The following is a 17831-nucleotide window of genomic DNA, read 5'->3' on the forward strand; positions in this document are numbered from 1 at the left end:
CCAGACATCGGAGCCCGAAGACGCATGCCGCACACTAAAGATGATTTACCCGACGCGCTGTACAGCGCCGCACAAGTGCGAGCCCTCGATGCGAGCCTGATTGCGGCGGGTACGCCGGGCTTCGAATTGATGCACCGTGCAGCACGGGCGACCTGGCGTGCGCTGGTCCGACAGTGGCCGACGGCCAACGAGCTGACGGTAGTCGCCGGTCAAGGCAATAACGCCGGTGATGGCTATCTGGTGGCGGTGTTGGCCCGGCGTGCCGGTTGGCATGTGCGCGTATTGGCGGCGGGTGATCCTCAGCGTTTGCAGGGCGATGCCGGGTTGGCCCACGCCGAGGCCCTGTCCGAAGGCGTTGCCGTTCAAGCCTGGAGCGCGCAATCCGATTTGCGCGGTGTCGTGTTGGACGCCTTGCTGGGCACCGGTCTGACAGGCGAGGTGCGAGAGCCTTACGCCAGTGTCATCGCCGCGATCAATGCCAGCGATCTGCCGGTTGCTGCCGTGGACATTCCTTCGGGACTGTGTGCCGATACAGGGCGTGTGCTCGGCGTGGCCGTTCGGGCGAATCTGACCGTGACCTTCATCGGTTTGAAGTTGGGACTGTTCACGGGCGAAGCGGCGGACGTGGTGGGTGAGTTGGTTTTCAATGATCTGCAGGCTTCTCCCGAGTCGTACAACGGGATTGGCGTCAGTGCGCGTCGCCTGACGGCCGGCAAATTGCCGCGTTTGGCGGATCGCGCGCCGACTGCCCATAAAGGCAAATTCGGCCATGTTTTGTTGATCGGCGGGGATCGCGGCTTTGGCGGTGCCATTTTGTTGAGCGCGCAAAGTGCCCTGCGCAGTGGGGCCGGCATGGTTTCGGTGGCCACCCGCAGCGAGCATGTGCCCGCAGCACTCGCCCGAATCCCCGAAGCCATGGTAGTGGGCACTTCGTCAGCCAATCAGTTGATGGGATTGCTGCAAAAGGTTTCCGTGCTGGTAGTGGGGCCGGGCCTGGGGCAGGCTTCGTGGGGGCGCAGTCTGTTGTCGGCGGCGGCCAATGCGCCGTTGCCGCAGGTATGGGACGCCGACGCGCTGAACCTGCTGGCCGAACAACATGTGAGCTTGCCCATGGACTGCGTGATCACCCCGCATCCAGGGGAGGCGGCGCGGTTGCTCGGGATAAGTACCGCTGAAGTTCAGGCTGACCGTCCGTCCGCCGCTCACGCATTGAGCAAAAAATACACAGCTGTCGTGATTCTGAAAGGCGCCGGCAGCCTGATCGCCAGTCCCGACGGGCGCCTGGCGTTGTGTCATCAAGGCCACCCGGCCATGGCCACCGCTGGTCTGGGCGATGTGCTGGCTGGATTGGTTGGCGCATTGCTGGCGCAAGGCATGAATGCGTACGACGCCGCTTGCCTGGCGGTCTGGCTGCACGCCAATGCCGGTGCGCAACAAGGTAAATCGGGCCGTGGGCTGGCGGCCAGTGATCTGATTCCAGCCATTCGTCAGTTGTTGGAGGAGCAAGCACCGTGTCTGAAGTAACCCTGTACCTGGCTGATGAAGAGGCGATGACCGCATTTGGCGAGCGCATCGCAAAAACCACTCAAGGGCACGGTCTGATTTTTCTGGAAGGGGATCTGGGGGCGGGCAAGACCACGCTGTCGCGGGGCATCATCCGGGGCCTAGGGCATGTAGGCGCGGTTAAAAGTCCGACCTTCACGCTGGTCGAGCCCTACGAGATCGGTGACATCCGCGCCTTCCATTTCGATCTCTATCGCTTGGTCGACCCTGAAGAACTGGAGTACCTCGGCATCCGCGACTACTTCGAAGACGACGCGTTATGCCTGATCGAATGGCCCCGCAAAGGTGCAGGCTTTTTGCCAAAGCCCGACCTGACCATTACCATTAGCCCGCAAGGCAGCGGGCGTTCGCTGAAAATTTTGTCCCAGGGCTCGCGTGGCGAGTCGTGGTGTGCCGCTTTGGCATTGGAATCCAATTAAATGATGGGGTCAGGTATGCGCTTTCGCGCGATGGTAGCTGCCGTAGGGATGTTGTTTTTGGCGGTGACCGTCGACGCTGTGGCTGAAACAAAGGTCAACAGCGTTCGCCTGTGGCGGGCGCCGGACAACACACGGTTGGTGTTCGACCTGACCGGGCCGGTGCAGCACAGCGTTTTCACCCTGACATCCCCGGATCGACTGGTTATCGACATCAATGGCGCGTCCCTCGGCGCACCACTGAACGTCAATGCTTCGAATACGCCCATCACCGCCATGCGTTCGGCCCAACGCACGCCGACCGACTTGCGTGTGGTCATCGACCTGAAAAAAGCCGTCACGCCAAAAAGCTTCACCCTGGCGCCGAACGCCCAGTACGGCAATCGCCTGGTGGTCGATCTGTTCGATAACGCCGCCGACGCCGCGCCGATCCCGCCGCCGACCAACGTGGCGACCGTGGCACCGGTCCCGGTCACCCCGGTAGATCCACCGGTCAAATTGCCGCCCGCTCCGGCTGGCAAGCGCGACATCATCGTGGTCATCGATGCCGGCCACGGCGGTGAGGACCCGGGCGCCTCCGGCTCTCGCGGCCAGCGTGAAAAAGACGTGGTGCTGGCCATCGCCCGCGAATTGCAGCGTCAGGTCAACGGCATGAAGGGCTTCCGCGCCGAACTGACCCGCACCGGTGACTACTTCATCCCGTTGCGTGGCCGTACCGAAATCGCCCGTAAGAAGGGCGCCGACCTCTTTGTCTCCATCCACGCCGACGCCGCGCCTTCGGCGGCTGCGTTCGGTGCGTCGGTGTTCGCCTTGTCGGATCGCGGCGCCACGTCTGAAACAGCCCGCTGGCTGGCCGACAGCGAAAACCGTTCCGACTTGATCGGCGGTGCCGGCAACGTCAGCCTCGACGACAAGGACCGAATGCTCGCAGGCGTTCTGCTCGACCTGTCGATGACCGCGTCCCTGACCTCCAGCCTGAACGTTGGCCAAAAAGTGCTGAGCAACATCGGTCGCGTGACGCCACTGCACAAACAGCGCGTGGAACAAGCCGGTTTCATGGTGCTGAAATCGCCGGACATCCCGTCGATCCTGGTGGAAACCGGATTCATCTCCAACGCCAACGAAGCGTCGAAACTCGCGGCGGCCAGCCACCAGCAAGCGCTGGCGCGCTCGATCAGCAGCGGCGTGCGTCAGTTCTTCCAGCAGAATCCACCGCCGGGCACTTACATTGCCTGGTTGCGTGATTCCGGCAAGATCGCCCAGGGCCCACGGGATCACCGGGTCAACCCGGGCGAAACCCTGGCGATGATTGCCGTGCGTTATCAGGTGTCCCCGGCCACCTTGCGCAGTGCCAACAATCTCAAAAGTGACGAGCTGAAAATCGGTCAGACCCTGACCATTCCCGGCACTGAACTGGCGTCCAAAGAATGAATCAGGCCGTGATCAACAGCGCTCGCATCGAGCTCCTCAGCCCGCGACTGGCGAACCAGATTGCCGCCGGTGAGGTGGTTGAGCGTCCCGCTTCGGTGATCAAGGAGTTGCTGGAAAACAGCCTCGACTCCGGCGCCAGGCGCATCGATGTCGATGTCGAGCAGGGCGGCGTCAAGCTGCTGCGGGTGCGCGACGATGGCAGCGGCATTTCTGCCGATGACCTGCCACTGGCCCTGGCGCGACACGCCACCAGCAAGATCCGCAACCTGGAAGATCTCGAACAGGTCATGAGCCTCGGGTTTCGCGGTGAAGCACTCGCCTCGATCAGTTCCGTGGCGCGCCTGACCCTGACGTCCCGCACCCGCGATGCCGATCAGGCCTGGCAGGTTGAAACCGAAGGCCGGGACATGGCGCCCCGCGTGCAACCGGCCGCTCACCCGGTGGGTACTTCGGTGGAAGTGCGTGACCTGTTTTTCAACACTCCGGCGCGGCGCAAATTCCTCAAGACCGAAAAAACCGAATTCGATCACCTCCAGGAAGTGATCAAGCGTCTGGCCCTGGCGCGCTTCGACGTGGCGTTCCATTTGCGCCACAACGGCAAAACCATCCTCAGCCTGCACGAAGCCCATGATGACGCGGCCCGTGCGCGGCGAGTGGCGGCGATTTGCGGTTCGGGTTTTCTCGAACAGGCGCTGCCGATCGAGATCGAGCGCAATGGTCTGCATTTATGGGGTTGGGTTGGCTTGCCGACGTTCAACCGCAGCCAGGCGGACTTGCAGTATTTCTTCGTCAACGGCCGTGCCGTACGCGACAAACTGGTGGCTCACGCGGTGCGCCAGGCGTATCGCGACGTGCTGTTCAATGGTCGGCACCCGACGTTCGTGCTGTTTTTCGAAGTCGATCCGGCCGGTGTCGACGTCAACGTGCACCCGACCAAACACGAAGTACGCTTCCGTGACGGACGCATGGTTCACGATTTTCTTTATGGCACCTTGCACCGCGCTTTGGGCGATGTACGGCCGGATGATCATTTGGCGGCGCCGGTGGCGACGGCCATTGTTCGCCCGACCGGCATCGATGCGGGGGAATTCGGTCCCCAAGGCGAAATGCGCCTGGCGGCCAATGCGCTGCTGGAACAGCCTCAGGCACAACCGTCATTCAACACCGCTGCGGGTTCCGGCGCTGGCGCCGGTTATCAGTATCAGTACACGGCGCGTCCCCAGTCGGGCGTGCCTGCGGCTGAAGCCCAGGCGGCGTATCGTGAATTTTTTGCGCCGTTGCCTGAAGCCAACGCCGTCGCACTTCCGGCCGGTCAGGACGATATTCCTCCGCTGGGTTATGCGCTGGCGCAGCTCAAAGGCATCTACATTCTTTCGGAAAACGCCCAGGGCCTGGTGCTGGTGGACATGCACGCCGCGCACGAGCGGATCATGTATGAACGCCTGAAAGTCGCCATGGCCAGCGAAGGCCTGAGCGGTCAACCGTTGTTGGTGCCGGAGTCTTTGGCTGTGAGCGAGCGCGAAGGTGACTGCGCCGAAGAAAACGTCGCGTGGTTCCAGCGTCTGGGCTTTGAATTGCAGCGTCTGGGCCCGGAAACGCTGGCCATCCGGCAGATTCCAGCCTTGCTCAAGCAGGCGGAAGCCAATCGATTGGTGAGCGACGTGTTGTCGGATTTGATGGAATACGGCACCAGCGACCGGATTCAGGCGCACCTGAACGAATTGCTCGGCACCATGGCCTGCCACGGCGCGATTCGGGCGAATCGGCGTCTGGCCCTGCCGGAAATGAACGGTCTGCTGCGTGATATGGAAAACACCGAGCGCAGCGGTCAATGTAACCATGGCCGGCCGACCTGGACCCAATTGGGCCTGGACGATCTGGACAAACTGTTCCTGCGCGGTCGTTGATGAGCCAGCTCCCTCCTGCGATTTTCCTGATGGGCCCGACAGCAGCGGGCAAGACCGACCTGGCCATCGAGCTCACCAAAGTCTTGCCTTGCGAGTTGATCAGTGTCGATTCGGCGCTGGTCTATCGCGGCATGGACATCGGCACCGCCAAGCCCTCGAAAGAGATTCTGGCCGAATTCCCCCACCGTCTGATCGACATTCTCGATCCGGCAGAGAGCTATTCCGCTGCGGATTTCCGCCGTGACGCCCTCGAAGCCATGGCCGACATCACCGCACGCGGAAAAATTCCGCTGCTGGTGGGTGGCACAATGCTCTATTACAAGGCTTTGGTTGAAGGTCTGGCGGACATGCCAGCCGCGGATCCTGAAGTCCGCGCGCAGATCGAAGAAGAAGCCGCACGCCTTGGCTGGCAAGCCCTGCATGACCAATTGGCACTCATCGACCCGCAATCCGCCGCACGTATTCACCCGAACGATCCCCAGCGCCTGAGTCGAGCACTGGAAGTTTATCGCGTCAGTGGTCAGAGCATGACCGAGCTGCGGCAGCGACAAAGTGCGCAAAGTACTGAAGCAGCCGCTTCGGGACTGCAACAATTGCCCTATACTGTCGCGAACTTGGCCATTGCTCCGGCAAATCGCCAGGTACTGCACGAGCGAATTAAACAAAGATTCACTTTAATGTTGGAACAGGGATTCATTGACGAGGTCGTAGCCCTGCGTGAGCGAAGTGACCTGCATTCAGGGTTGCCGTCTATACGTGCGGTAGGCTACCGACAAGTCTGGGACTACCTGGATGGCAAGCTGACGCAAGCCGAGATGCAGGAGCGTGGAATCATTGCCACGCGCCAATTGGCAAAGCGTCAGTTCACCTGGCTGCGCAGTTGGGCTGATTTACACTGGCTGGACAGCCTGGATTGCGACAATCTGCCGCGCGCCTTGAAATACCTGGGGACCATCTCCATATTGAGCTGAGTCCTTGCAATTGCCGTCTATCCTTGGGGGTGTGACGGCCACAAGCCATCTGTTTACCTATTTTTTTATATTGAATCCTTAAAGGAGTGCGGCACATGTCAAAAGGGCATTCGCTACAAGACCCTTACTTGAATACTTTACGTAAAGAGAAAGTTGGGGTGTCGATCTACCTGGTCAACGGGATCAAACTGCAAGGCACGATCGAGTCTTTCGACCAGTTCGTTATCCTGCTGAAAAACACCGTCAGCCAGATGGTTTACAAACACGCTATCTCTACAGTGGTGCCGGTTCGTCCAATTCGTCTGCCTAGCGCAACCGAATCCGAGGCAGGCGACGCTGAGCCAGGTAACGCCTGATAGGAGTCTCCTTTGTTCTTTGAGCGCCACGGTGGTGGTGAGCGAGTGATCCTCGTTCACTTGGATGGACAGGACCCTGAGGCGCGCGAAGACCCGCAGGAGTTTCAGGAATTGGCTAATTCGGCCGGCGCCGAGACCGTTGCGTTTTTTAACGTGCCGCGTCATCGGCCAACCGCCAAATACCTGATCGGTAGCGGCAAGGTCGAGGAACTACGCGACCTGGTCCATGCCGAAAAGGCAGATCTGGTGATCTTCAATCACATCCTCACGCCCAGTCAGGAACGTAACCTCGAACGTGTTTTCGAGTGTCGCGTGATCGACCGCACCGGCCTGATTCTCGATATTTTCGCCCAGCGCGCCCGTACCCATGAAGGCAAGCTCCAGGTAGAACTGGCCCAACTTGACCACATGAGTACCCGTCTGGTTCGTGGCTGGACTCACCTTGAACGTCAAGGTGGCGGTATCGGCATGCGTGGCCCGGGTGAAACCCAGCTGGAAACTGACCGCCGCTTGCTGCGGGTTCGCCTGCGACAGATCAAGGGCCGGTTGGAAAAAGTGCGCAGCCAGCGCGAACAGTCGCGACGTGGTCGTACGCGTGCGGATATCCCTACCGTGTCTTTGGTGGGGTATACCAACGCCGGTAAATCCACGCTCTTCAATAACCTGACGAAATCCGACGTGTACGCGGCTGACCAGTTGTTTGCCACGCTGGACCCGACCTTGCGCCGTCTGGAACTGGACGACCTGGGGCCGATTGTCCTGGCTGACACTGTGGGTTTCATTCGCCACTTGCCCCACAAGCTGGTCGAGGCATTTCGGTCTACCCTCGAAGAGTCGAGTAACTCCGACCTGCTGTTGCACGTGATCGACGCGGCCGAACCGGATCGCATGTTGCAGATCGAGCAGGTGATGGTGGTGCTGGGCGAGATTGGTGCCCAGGACTTGCCGATCCTCGAGGTCTATAACAAACTCGATTTGCTTGAAGGCGTTGAACCACAAATCCAGCGCGACGAAAACGGCAAGCCTCAACGGGTCTGGCTGTCTGCGCGTGATGGCAGTGGTCTGGAACTGCTTGAACAAGCCATTGCCGAGTTGCTGGGCAGTGAGTTGTTTATCGGTACCTTGCGCTTGCCGCAACGATTCGCTCGACTGCGTGCGCAGTTCTTCGAACTCGGAGCAGTGCAGAAAGAAGAACACGACGAAGAAGGTGTCAGCTTGCTGGCCGTTCGATTGCCGCGCTCGGAGCTCAATCGGCTGGTCAGCCGTGAAGGCGTTGTGCCGACAGAGTTCATCGAGCAACACACTTTGCAATAAAAGCCTGAGAAAGCGGTTGTGCCGTGGTGACAGGCATTCTGTAGCATTGGTCGGCGCGCCGTGGGTGCGTCTTTGCTTTATCAGATGGAGAGCGCTATGGCTTGGAATGAGCCGGGTGGCAACTCGAACAATCAGGATCCTTGGGGTGGCAAGCGCCGCAATAACGGCGACCGCAAGGGACCACCGGATCTCGACGAGGCCTTCCGAAAGCTGCAGGAAAGCCTGAATGGGTTGTTCGGTGGTGGTAAGAAACGTGGTGACGACGGCGGTGGTTCGGGCAAGAGTGGCGGCTTCGGCGGCCTGCTCGGCATCGGCCTGGTCGTATTGGCGGCCGTGTGGTTGTACAGCGCGGTCTACGTGGTCGACGAGCAGGAGCAAGCCGTGGTGCTTCGCTTCGGCAAGTACTATGAAACCGTCGGCCCGGGCCTGAACATCTATTTCCCGCCGCTCGATCGAAAGTACCTGGAAAACGTCACGCGTGAGCGTGCCTATACCAAGCAGGGTCAAATGCTGACTGAAGACGAAAACATCGTCGAAGTGCCGCTGACCGTGCAGTACAAGATCAGCAACCTGCAGGACTTCGTGCTGAGCGTAGACCAGCCGGAAATCAGTCTGCAGCACGCGACTGAAAGTGCCTTGCGCCATGTGGTGGGTTCCACCGCGATGGACCAGGTGCTGACCGAAGGTCGTGAGTTGATGGCCAGTGAAATCAAGGAGCGTCTGCAACGCTTCATGGATACATACCGCACCGGCATCACCATTACCCAGGTCAACGTACAGAACGCAGCGGCACCGCGTGAAGTGCAGGAAGCTTTCGATGACGTGATTCGCGCCCGTGAAGACGAGCAGCGTTCGCGCAACCAGGCTGAAACCTACGCCAACGGCGTCGTGCCGGAAGCCCGTGGCCAGGCCCAGCGCATCCTTGAAGATGCCAATGGTTACCGCGATGAAACCGTCTCGCGCGCCAAGGGTGAGGCCGATCGCTTCACCAAACTGGTCGCCGAGTATCGCAAGGCACCTGAAGTCACCCGCGAGCGTCTGTATCTGGACACCATGCAGGAAGTCTTCAGCAATACCAGCAAGGTTCTCGTGACCGGCAACAAGAATGGCCAGAGCAATCTGCTGTACTTGCCGCTGGACAAGATGGTCGAAAGTGGTCGCAACACCAGCACGTCCGTGCCTGGCGCGGCTGCCACCAGCAATGAAGCGAATGCACGTGCGGCAGCTGATCTGCAGCAACAGCCAGCACGTACCAGGGAGAGTCGCTGATGAGCAATAAATCGCTGATCACCCTTATTGTCGTCGTCGTTGTAGCGATCGCAGCCTGGAACTGCTTCTACATCGTGGCTCAGACCGAGCGTGCGGTGCTGCTGCAATTTGGTCGTGTGGTTCAGGCCGATGTTCAGCCTGGCCTGCATGTGAAAGTGCCTTACGTTAACCAGGTGCGTAAATTCGACGCGCGTCTGATGACGCTGGATGCACCGACACAACGCTTCCTGACGCTGGAAAAGAAAGCGGTCATGGTCGATGCCTACGCCAAGTGGCGGGTGAAGGACGCCGAGCGCTTCTACACCGCAACTTCCGGTCTCAAGCAGATCGCTGACGAGCGTCTTTCCCGTCGTCTGGAGTCGGGCCTGCGTGACCAGTTTGGTAAGCGCACGCTGCATGAAGTGGTTTCTGGTGAGCGCGACGCGTTGATGTCCGATATCACTGCCTCGTTGAACACGATGGCGGAAAAAGAGCTGGGCATCGAAGTGGTCGATGTTCGGGTCAAGGCCATCGATCTGCCGAAAGAAGTAAATCGCAGTGTGTTCGAGCGCATGAGCTCCGAGCGTGAGCGTGAAGCTCGCGAGCACCGCGCCAAGGGTAACGAGCTGGCGGAAGGCATTCGTGCCGACGCCGATCGTCAACGCCGCGTGCTGCTGGCTGAAGCCTATCGTGAATCCGAAGAGGTTCGCGGTGATGGCGATGCCCAGGCCGCTGCGATCTACTCCAAGGCCTACGGCCAGGATCAGGAGTTCTACGGTTTCTACCGTAGCCTGCGCGCCTACCGTGAAAGCTTCGCGAACAAATCCGACGTCATGGTCCTGGACCCAAGCAGCGACTTCTTCCGTTACCTGGAAAAAGCCAAGCCTTGATACGACGTTGACCTGAATCATCCCCCGCCTGGCGGCTAAAGCCTCGGGCGGGGTGATCCTTTGGGAAAACGTGTGTATGATGCGGCAGCCGGGAAATTCCCGGCTTTTTTGCGTCTGCACGTTTGATTGCTGTTGTTTATGCAGGCGCCCGAGTCGAATGACTCGACAGGTTTTTCGAGGAAAGTGATTGGCGAAGCTTATTTTCAGGCTTTTCGCCGCGTTGTTCATGCGTGGCTTGTCAACAAGGCCGATCATTTTCTGCTTCACTCAAGGCTCGCCCAAAGGCTGGCCGCCCGGACCATAGGGGAATGGCGTAATGGCAACGGTAGACCGCTGGCTGCTGCCAGATGGCATCGAAGAAGTACTGCCACCGGAAGCGGCGCGCATTGAAGTCGCGCGTCGTCAGGTGTTGGATCTGTTCCAGAGCTGGGGTTACGAGTTTGTCGTGACTCCCCATATCGAGTACCTGGAATCCCTGCTGACCGGTGCCGGCCAGGACCTCGATCTGCGTACCTTCAAGGTCATCGACCCGCAATCGGGTCGGCAGATGGGTTTCCGTGCCGACATCACGCCGCAAGTGGCGCGCATCGACGCGCACACCCTGCGTCGCGAAGGTCCGAGCCGCCTGTGCTATGCCGGCAGCGTGCTGCACGCTCAGCCACGCGCCTTGTCGTCCTCGCGCAGCCCGATTCAGCTGGGCGCCGAGTTGTACGGCGATGCCAGCCCGAGCAGCGACGTGGAAGTCATCAGTCTGATGCTGGCCATGCTGCAACTGGCCGATGTGCCGGATGTGCACATGGACCTCGGTCATGTGGGTATCTACCGCGGCCTGGCCCGCGCGGCCGGTTTGTCCGGTGAAGTTGAACAACAGTTGTTCGATGCGTTGCAACGCAAGGCCATCGACGAGGTCATTACCTTGACCGAAGGCTTGCCTGCCGATCTGTCGGGCATGCTGCGGGCGTTGGTTGACCTGTGTGGCGGCCGTGAAGTGCTGGAAGCTGCGCGCGTACGTCTGGCAGATGCGCCGGCGCCAGTGTTGGCGGCTCTGGATGACTTGCTGGCGATTGCCGAGCGTCTGTCCACGCGTTTCCCTGAATTGCCGCTTTACTTCGACCTTGGCGAGCTGCGCGGCTACCACTACCACACCGGTGTGGTGTTCGCGGTGTTCGTGCCGGGCGTTGGCCAGTCCATTGCCCAGGGCGGTCGTTACGACGACATCGGCGCCGACTTCGGTCGTGCCCGTCCGGCAACCGGCTTCTCTACCGATTTGAAAACCCTGGTGACCCTGGGGCGTGCTGACATCGAGCTACCGTCTGGCGGTATCTGGATGCCTGACAGTACGGATGCGGCACTCTGGCAGCAGGTTTGCCAGTTGCGCAGTGAGGGTCAGCGTGTCGTTCAGGCCTTGCCTGGACAACCTTTGGCCGCCGCCCGTGAAGCGGACTGCGACCGGCAATTGATTCAGCAGAACGGGCTTTGGCAAGTATCGCCACTGGCTTCTTGAGTTTTCCTGTCGGCCCGTGGCCGGCACCAAGTTTGCGCGAATGAGGACAAGTGTTATGGGTAAGAATGTCGTAGTCCTGGGCACCCAATGGGGTGATGAGGGCAAAGGCAAGATCGTTGATCTGCTGACCGAACATGCTGCCGCCGTAGTGCGCTACCAGGGTGGCCACAACGCTGGCCACACCCTGGTGATCGATGGCGAAAAAACCGTCTTGCACCTGATCCCGTCGGGCGTACTGCGCGAAGGCGTGCAGTGCCTGATCGGCAACGGCGTGGTGGTTGCACCGGACGCCTTGCTGCGCGAGATCGTCAAGCTGGAAGAGAAAGGCGTGCCGGTGCGTGAGCGCCTGCGTATCAGCCCGTCCTGCCCGCTGATCCTGTCCTTCCACGTTGCGCTGGACCAGGCCCGTGAAAAGGCCCGTGGCGAGCTGAAGATCGGTACCACCGGTCGCGGCATCGGCCCGGCCTACGAAGACAAGGTTGCTCGTCGTGGCCTGCGTGTTGGCGACCTGCTCAACATGCCGCGCTTTGAAGACAAACTGCGTGAACTGGTGGATTACCACAACTTCATGCTGGTGGGTTACTACAAAGAGCCAGCCATCGAATTCGACAAAACCCTGGCCGAATGTAAAGCATACGCTGAGCTGCTCAAGCCGCTGATGCTGGACGTGACGGCCGAGCTGCACGATCTGCGTCGCGCAGGCAAAGACATCATGTTTGAAGGCGCCCAGGGTTCGTTGCTGGACATCGACCACGGTACCTATCCGTACGTGACCAGTTCTAACACCACCGCTGGCGGCGTTGCTACCGGTTCGGGTGTTGGCCCGATGTTCCTGGACTACATCCTGGGCATCACCAAGGCTTACACCACGCGTGTAGGCTCGGGTCCATTCCCGACTGAACTGTTCGACGAAGTCGGTGCGCACCTGGCCAAACAAGGTCACGAGTTCGGCGCGACGACCGGCCGTGCCCGTCGTTGTGGCTGGTTCGACGCCGTTATCCTGCGTCGCGCTATCGATGTGAACAGCATCTCGGGCATCTGCCTGACCAAGCTGGACGTGCTCGACGGTCTGGAAACCATCAACATCTGCGTCGGCTACAAAGATGCAGAAGGTAAAGTTGTTGCCCCGACTGATGCTGACAGCTACGTGGGTCTGCAGCCTGTGTACGAAGAAGTGCCGGGCTGGACCGAGTCGACCGTGGGTGCCAAAACCCTGGAAGAGTTGCCAGCGAACGCACGTGCCTACATCAAGCGTGTTGAAGAGCTGATCGGTGCGCCGATTGACATTATTTCGACGGGCCCGGATCGCAACGAAACCATCGTTCTGCGTCACCCGTTCGCTTAATAAGCCGTTGATGTAAAACACAAAGGGCCCTTAATCGGGCCCTTTGTCGTTTTTGCCTGTTGGACGGCATGACCTTTGCTGTGATCTTCATTAAGAGCACGTCTTCTGGCGTGCCATCAATTTAATGGCGTCCAGGCAGAGGGATATCAAGTGTCGGCGGTTCTCTCATTGTTACAAAGCCGTCTATTGCGGCCGGTGTTCGTTACCCTTGGTATCGCCCTTTTGGTGCAGGTGCTGGTGGCTGTTGCTCTGACTCGAAGCACAGTGACTGCACTGGAAGCCGATCTGGGTGTGCGCCTTGGGGCGGACAGTCAAAAGCTCTCTGGTGAGCTGGAGCAGGCAGGGCGTGAAGTCACGTCGAGCCTCGACAACCTCTCCACCAGTACACGCCAGCGCCTCACGGCCGGTTTGTCCTCGAAGCTGGAGGAAGAACAGGCTCAGCTGCGTGCCACGCTGGAAAAGGATCTGAAGGATTCCGCCAATGATATGGCGCAGCTCCTGGCCTCGGTCGCACCCCGCGCCATGTGGGACAGCGACGTGCCAACCCTGTCCGAATTCGCCCGTCGCGCCCAGCGCAATCCGAACGTGCTGTTCGTGGTTTATGACGACGCAACGGGGCAGCATCTGACGCGCTACCTCAATCGCGAAAACCCGATCAACAAGGCCCTTCTGGAGAAAGGCCAGGGCGAGCGCGCACTGGACAAAGTGCTGGATGCGGCGAAGAACGATCCTTCGGTCTACTACCTCGAAGCCTCGATCAACCCAAATGGCGTGGAAATCGGCAAGGTTTTGATGGGCGTTTCCACCGCCTCGGTGGAAACCGATCTGGCCGCGTTGGACAAGCGCTTCTCGGCGCTGATCGCCAGCAGTGATCAACTGGTCGGCGATAGCCTCAAAGGTGCGGCAGCTGACAGCGCCACCGCGATGCGGGCTCGCCTGACCTCCGCTCAGTCGACCGCCTCGGAAATGAAAGCCAACACCACCAGTACCGTGCAGGAAGCTGCAGCGACCTTGCGCTGGCGCATCGGCATGGGTCTGGCGCTTGTGGGTTTCGGCGTACTGCTGTTGCTGGCCGTGGTCCTGGGTCGTCGTGTGGTCAACCGCTTGAAGATGCTGATTGCCGCGATGGACGACCTGGCGGCAGGCGAGGGTGATCTGACCAAGCGCGTGCAGATCAACAGCAAGGACGAGATTGGCGATATGGCGTCGGCGGTCAATCGCTTTGTGGACAAGTTGCAACCCATCGTGCGTGAGGCGGGCGACGTGGCCCAGCGCACGGGCGTTGAAATTGGCGCCATGACCTTGCGTAACGCTGGTGCCGACGCGGCCGCGGGCATGCAGCGTGACGAGGTTGCCGAAAGTCTGCGCGCGTTGTCGCAGATGGCTGATGAAGCGCAGTCTGAAAGTCATGCCATGCAGGCAGCCTTGCAGCAGGTGGTGGACATCCGTTCTGCGACCGATGAAAACACCCGGACCTCGGCGAAAGTCGGCAGCTTGATAGAGGCGTTGGCCGGACAGGTCGATACCGGGGCGAAAGTCATCGAGCGACTGGCGCAGCAGAGTGAACAGATTGAAGTGGTGCTCACCGTGATTCACGGGATCGCCGAGCAGACCAACCTGCTGGCGCTGAACGCTGCCATTGAAGCAGCGCGTGCAGGCGAGACCGGCCGCGGCTTTGCCGTAGTGGCGGACGAAGTACGGGCATTGGCGAGCAAGACCCAGAGCTCCACGGGCGACATTCAGGCGCACATCGTGGCCTTGCAGCAAGGTGCACGTGAGGCGGTTGCCGCGATCGGTCAGGCCGGGCGTCAGGCCAGCGAAGGTCTGCTGGTATTGCGTGACAGTGCGCGGTTGCAGCAGTCGGTGCAGGTGTCGGTCGAGCAGGTGCATGCGGCCATTGGCCTGGCAACGCAGGCAGCAGCGCATCAGGCGCAAGGCGCGCAGGCGGTGCGGGGTCGGGTTGAAACCATTCACGCGCAGGCTGAGAAAGCGGCTCAGGCGGTGGTGGAGACTACGGCGAGCGGCAAGGTGCTGGACGGGTTGGCAGCGCAGTTGAAGGCGAGCCTGGGGCAGTTCAGGGCCTGATAAGGTCTGAAGATCAAGAGATCGCAGCCTTCGGTAGCTCCTGCACAGGAATATGCGTTTCCCTGTAGGAGCTGCCGAAGGCTGCGATCTTTTTTGCTTTGTTAGCGGCTCAGGTACATTCGCGTTGTAAGCAGATAAACCGGTAGCCCCGACACCAATATCAACAACGCCGCATAAGGCGCCGCCGCCGCAAACTCTACGTTCGCGGTATGCGCCCAAACTTCCGTCGCCAACGTATTAAGTCCGGTCGGACTCAGCAGCAACGTCGCCGTCAGCTCCTTCATCGCGTCCAGAAACACCAGCGCAAACGCCGCGCCGAGTGCCGGGAAAATAATCGGCAGGGTCACCCGGCAAAACGCACTGAAGGATGAGGCCCCCAGCGTGCGAGCCGCCTCTTCCAGCTGCGGCGCAGCCTTGTTCAATGCCGTACGAATCGGCGCCTGAGCCAGCGGCAGAAACAGCAGCGCATAAGCGATCAGCAGCAACGCTGAGGTCTGGTACAGCACCGGCACGTAGTGCAGCGCGAAATACACCAGCGTCAGCGCAATCACCAGTCCTGGCAGCGCATGCAGGAGATACGGCAATCGCTCGGCCCAGATCGCCAGTTGGCCTTTGTAGCGCACCACCAACAAGCCCACCGGCACCGCCAGCACCAGGCACAACGCTGCGCCACCCAGCGATAGCGCCAGAGAAGAAAGCAGTGCCTCGCTGATCGCTGCCACCGGGAACGCCGCTGAAGAACCGACCGCCAGCCAGTACGCCAGCATCCCCAAGGGAATCCCGCTGCCGATGATCGCCAGTGCCAGGCAATAAATTTGTCCGGCGACAGCCCAGGGCCCTAATCGAACCTGTTCCGCTTGTCGCGCGGCGCCCTGGCCGGTGCGCACGTGCCGGCCTTTACCGCGGACTCGCAGTTCAAGCAATAGCAGCATCAGGCATAGCGCGAGCAACACAGCGGAAAGCATCGCCGCGTTGGCGTTGCTGAATTCCAGTTCGAACTGCTGATAGATCGCCGTGGTGAATGTCTGCAAGCCGATGATCGACAGCGCACCGAATTCCACGAGCATGTGCAGGGCAATCAGCAACGAGCCGGCAAGCAGCGACGGCCAGAGCAGTGGCAGGGTGATTTTGAAGAATACACCCCAGCGATTCTGTCCAAGCGTCCGTGCGGACTCCTCGAGAGAGGGGTCAAGATTGCGCAGGGTCGCCGCAACCGGTAAAAAAATCAGCGGATACTTGGACAGGGTCATCACCAGGATCGCCCCGCCCAAACCTTCGAAGTGGGCGCTCAACGAAACCCAGGTGAAGCTGCTGACAAAGGCCGGCACCGCGAACGGCAGGCACAGGATCACGCCCCACAAACGCCGTCCGGGCAAGTTGCTGCGCTCAAGCAGCCAGGCCAGCGAGAGGCCGATCACGCCACAGGCAACCGTCACACCCACCATCAATGCCAGGGTATTGCGCAGCAGGCCGAACACATACGGTCGCCACAACAGATGCAGCGCCTCGGCCCAGCCGGCCTGCCAGGTCTTGAGCCCGACGTATGCCAGCGGTAAAAGACTGAGCACCACCAGCAGCAAAACCGGTAACAACAGCCAGATCGAAGGCCGCTTGCGCCGTGGCACGTAAGCCCCGCGAGACGCAGGGACTGATAACGATGCGCCCATCAGTTCAAGCCAACGTCACGTTCCAGGTCCAGGGCTTCTTCGGCGTTGCCAAGGTCGGCCGGCGTGACTTTCGGCGCTTGCAGTTCGCTGAATGGCTTGAGGCCGCGATCCGATTGCATGCCTTTGTGCAGCGGGTATTCGGCGGTGGTCTGGGTGATCACGCGCTGACCTTCTTCGCTGGCCATGTAGGCGAGGAATTGCTGGGCTTCTTTTGGGTGTTTGCTGGATTTCAGGACGGCAGCGCTGGAAACGGTGATCAGTCCGCCGACGTCGCCGCCGGTGAAGTAGTGCAGTTTCGAGTCGAGCTGGCCTTTTTCACGCTGCAAGGCGAACCAGTAGTAATTGTTCACCAGCACGGTGGCGACTTCGCCGTTTTCCACGGCTTTCAGCGCCACCATGTTATTGCTGTAAGTCTTGCCGAACGCGCGCAGGCCGGTCAGCCATTCTTCGGCTGCGTCCATGCCGTGCACCTTGATGATTGCCACGGCTTGTTCCTGGAACGCGCCGCTGGTGGGCACGAAGCCGACCTTGCCTTGCCATTTCGGGTCGGAGAATTCCATCACCGATTTCGGCAGGTCTTTTTCATCGATGAGCTTGGGGTTGAATGCAACGACGCGGACTCGTGCAGTAATTCCGATCCAGGTGCCATTGCCGGCGACGTAGTCTTTGGGCAGGACGGCGAGGGTGGTGGCATCGGTTTGTGCCAGCAGGCCCTGTTCGCCCAGTTTGTTCAGCGGCGGCGATTCTTCGGTGTAGATCACGTCGGCGGGGGAGCGATCGCCTTCTTCGACGACCTGGCTGGCAAGCTGGTTGCTGCTGCCTTTGCGCACATTGACGTGGATGCCGGTCTTGGCTTCAAAGGCTTTGGCGACGGCGTCGCCGACTTCCTTGTGTTGGCCGTTATAGAGTGTCAGGGAAACTGGATCAGCCGCCTGGGTGAGGGAGGTGGCGAGTGCCAGGCCGAGCAGGGTGAAGGTCAGGCCGCGGCGCAGGGTATTTCGAAACATCATTCGCAGGGTTCCTCACTGTCGCATTGCAAAATCTTGCAACAATGATAAACGATATTGTTTCTCAAGTGCGCCTTGCGGCGCTGGAAGGGTTTTGCTAGAGGGGGCTGGTTCAGATCTGTGTGGC

14 protein-coding genes are annotated in these 17831 nt (G+C 60.3%); 12 read left to right on the forward strand and 2 right to left on the reverse strand.

Annotation, left to right across the window (positions count from 1 at the left end; translation table 11 throughout):
• Window positions 1–24: 24 nt before the first annotated feature.
• From B723_RS08100 to B723_RS08155, 12 genes are all read left to right on the forward strand, one after another.
• Window positions 25–1524: a bifunctional ADP-dependent NAD(P)H-hydrate dehydratase/NAD(P)H-hydrate epimerase gene (locus B723_RS08100; protein WP_017336248.1), complete on the forward strand. Its 1500-nt coding sequence runs from the start codon at window positions 25–27 to the stop codon at window positions 1522–1524.
• Window positions 1512–1982 carry a tRNA (adenosine(37)-N6)-threonylcarbamoyltransferase complex ATPase subunit type 1 TsaE gene (gene tsaE, locus B723_RS08105; protein ID WP_017336249.1) on the forward strand — a complete coding sequence of 157 codons (471 nt, stop codon included), beginning with the start codon at window positions 1512–1514 and terminating at the stop codon, window positions 1980–1982. Before B723_RS08100 ends, tsaE begins: the two co-directional genes overlap by 13 nt.
• Before the next feature lie 48 nt (window positions 1983–2030).
• A complete protein-coding gene (locus B723_RS08110) occupies window positions 2031–3410 on the forward strand; it encodes an N-acetylmuramoyl-L-alanine amidase (RefSeq protein ID WP_414878231.1) in 1380 nt (459 codons plus the stop codon).
• Window positions 3407–5317, forward strand: a complete 1911-nt coding sequence (gene mutL / locus B723_RS08115) for a DNA mismatch repair endonuclease MutL (RefSeq protein ID WP_017336251.1) — start codon at window positions 3407–3409, stop codon at window positions 5315–5317. The genes B723_RS08110 and mutL overlap by 4 nt, the downstream gene beginning before the upstream one ends.
• Window positions 5317–6288: a tRNA (adenosine(37)-N6)-dimethylallyltransferase MiaA gene (gene miaA / locus B723_RS08120; protein WP_017336252.1), complete on the forward strand. Its 972-nt coding sequence runs from the start codon at window positions 5317–5319 to the stop codon at window positions 6286–6288. Before mutL ends, miaA begins: the two co-directional genes overlap by 1 nt.
• A gap of 95 nt (window positions 6289–6383) precedes the next feature.
• Window positions 6384–6644, forward strand: a complete 261-nt coding sequence (gene hfq / locus B723_RS08125) for an RNA chaperone Hfq (protein WP_007902656.1) — start codon at window positions 6384–6386, stop codon at window positions 6642–6644.
• Window positions 6645–6656: 12 nt separating this feature from the next.
• Window positions 6657–7958 (forward strand): ribosome rescue GTPase HflX, encoded by a 1302-nt coding sequence (gene hflX, locus B723_RS08130; protein ID WP_017336253.1) that lies wholly within the window; start codon window positions 6657–6659, stop codon window positions 7956–7958.
• A 96-nt stretch (window positions 7959–8054) separates the two neighbouring features.
• A complete protein-coding gene (gene hflK, locus B723_RS08135) occupies window positions 8055–9227 on the forward strand; it encodes an FtsH protease activity modulator HflK (RefSeq protein WP_017336254.1) in 1173 nt (390 codons plus the stop codon).
• Window positions 9227–10096 (forward strand): protease modulator HflC, encoded by an 870-nt coding sequence (hflC, locus tag B723_RS08140; RefSeq protein ID WP_017336255.1) that lies wholly within the window; start codon window positions 9227–9229, stop codon window positions 10094–10096. The genes hflK and hflC overlap by 1 nt, the downstream gene beginning before the upstream one ends.
• 316 nt (window positions 10097–10412) lie before the next feature.
• Window positions 10413–11600, forward strand: a complete 1188-nt coding sequence (locus B723_RS08145; RefSeq protein ID WP_017336256.1) for an ATP phosphoribosyltransferase regulatory subunit — start codon at window positions 10413–10415, stop codon at window positions 11598–11600.
• Between the two features lie 55 nt (window positions 11601–11655).
• Window positions 11656–12945, forward strand: a complete 1290-nt coding sequence (locus B723_RS08150) for an adenylosuccinate synthase (protein ID WP_017336257.1) — start codon at window positions 11656–11658, stop codon at window positions 12943–12945.
• A 150-nt stretch (window positions 12946–13095) separates the two neighbouring features.
• Window positions 13096–15030: a methyl-accepting chemotaxis protein gene (locus B723_RS08155; RefSeq protein ID WP_017336258.1), complete on the forward strand. Its 1935-nt coding sequence runs from the start codon at window positions 13096–13098 to the stop codon at window positions 15028–15030.
• A 101-nt stretch (window positions 15031–15131) separates the two neighbouring features.
• On the opposite strand, the gene B723_RS08160 is transcribed toward B723_RS08155, so the two are convergent.
• Window positions 15132–16697 carry an ABC transporter permease gene (locus tag B723_RS08160; RefSeq protein WP_017336259.1) on the reverse strand — a complete coding sequence of 522 codons (1566 nt, stop codon included), beginning with the start codon at window positions 16695–16697 and terminating at the stop codon, window positions 15132–15134.
• A complete protein-coding gene (locus B723_RS08165; RefSeq protein ID WP_017336260.1) occupies window positions 16697–17707 on the reverse strand; it encodes an extracellular solute-binding protein in 1011 nt (336 codons plus the stop codon). Before B723_RS08165 ends, B723_RS08160 begins: the two co-directional genes overlap by 1 nt.
• Window positions 17708–17831: the final 124 nt, after the last annotated feature.

This window comes from Pseudomonas fluorescens NCIMB 11764 (assembly GCF_000293885.2).
GTDB classification, from domain to species: domain Bacteria; phylum Pseudomonadota; class Gammaproteobacteria; order Pseudomonadales; family Pseudomonadaceae; genus Aquipseudomonas; species Aquipseudomonas fluorescens_B.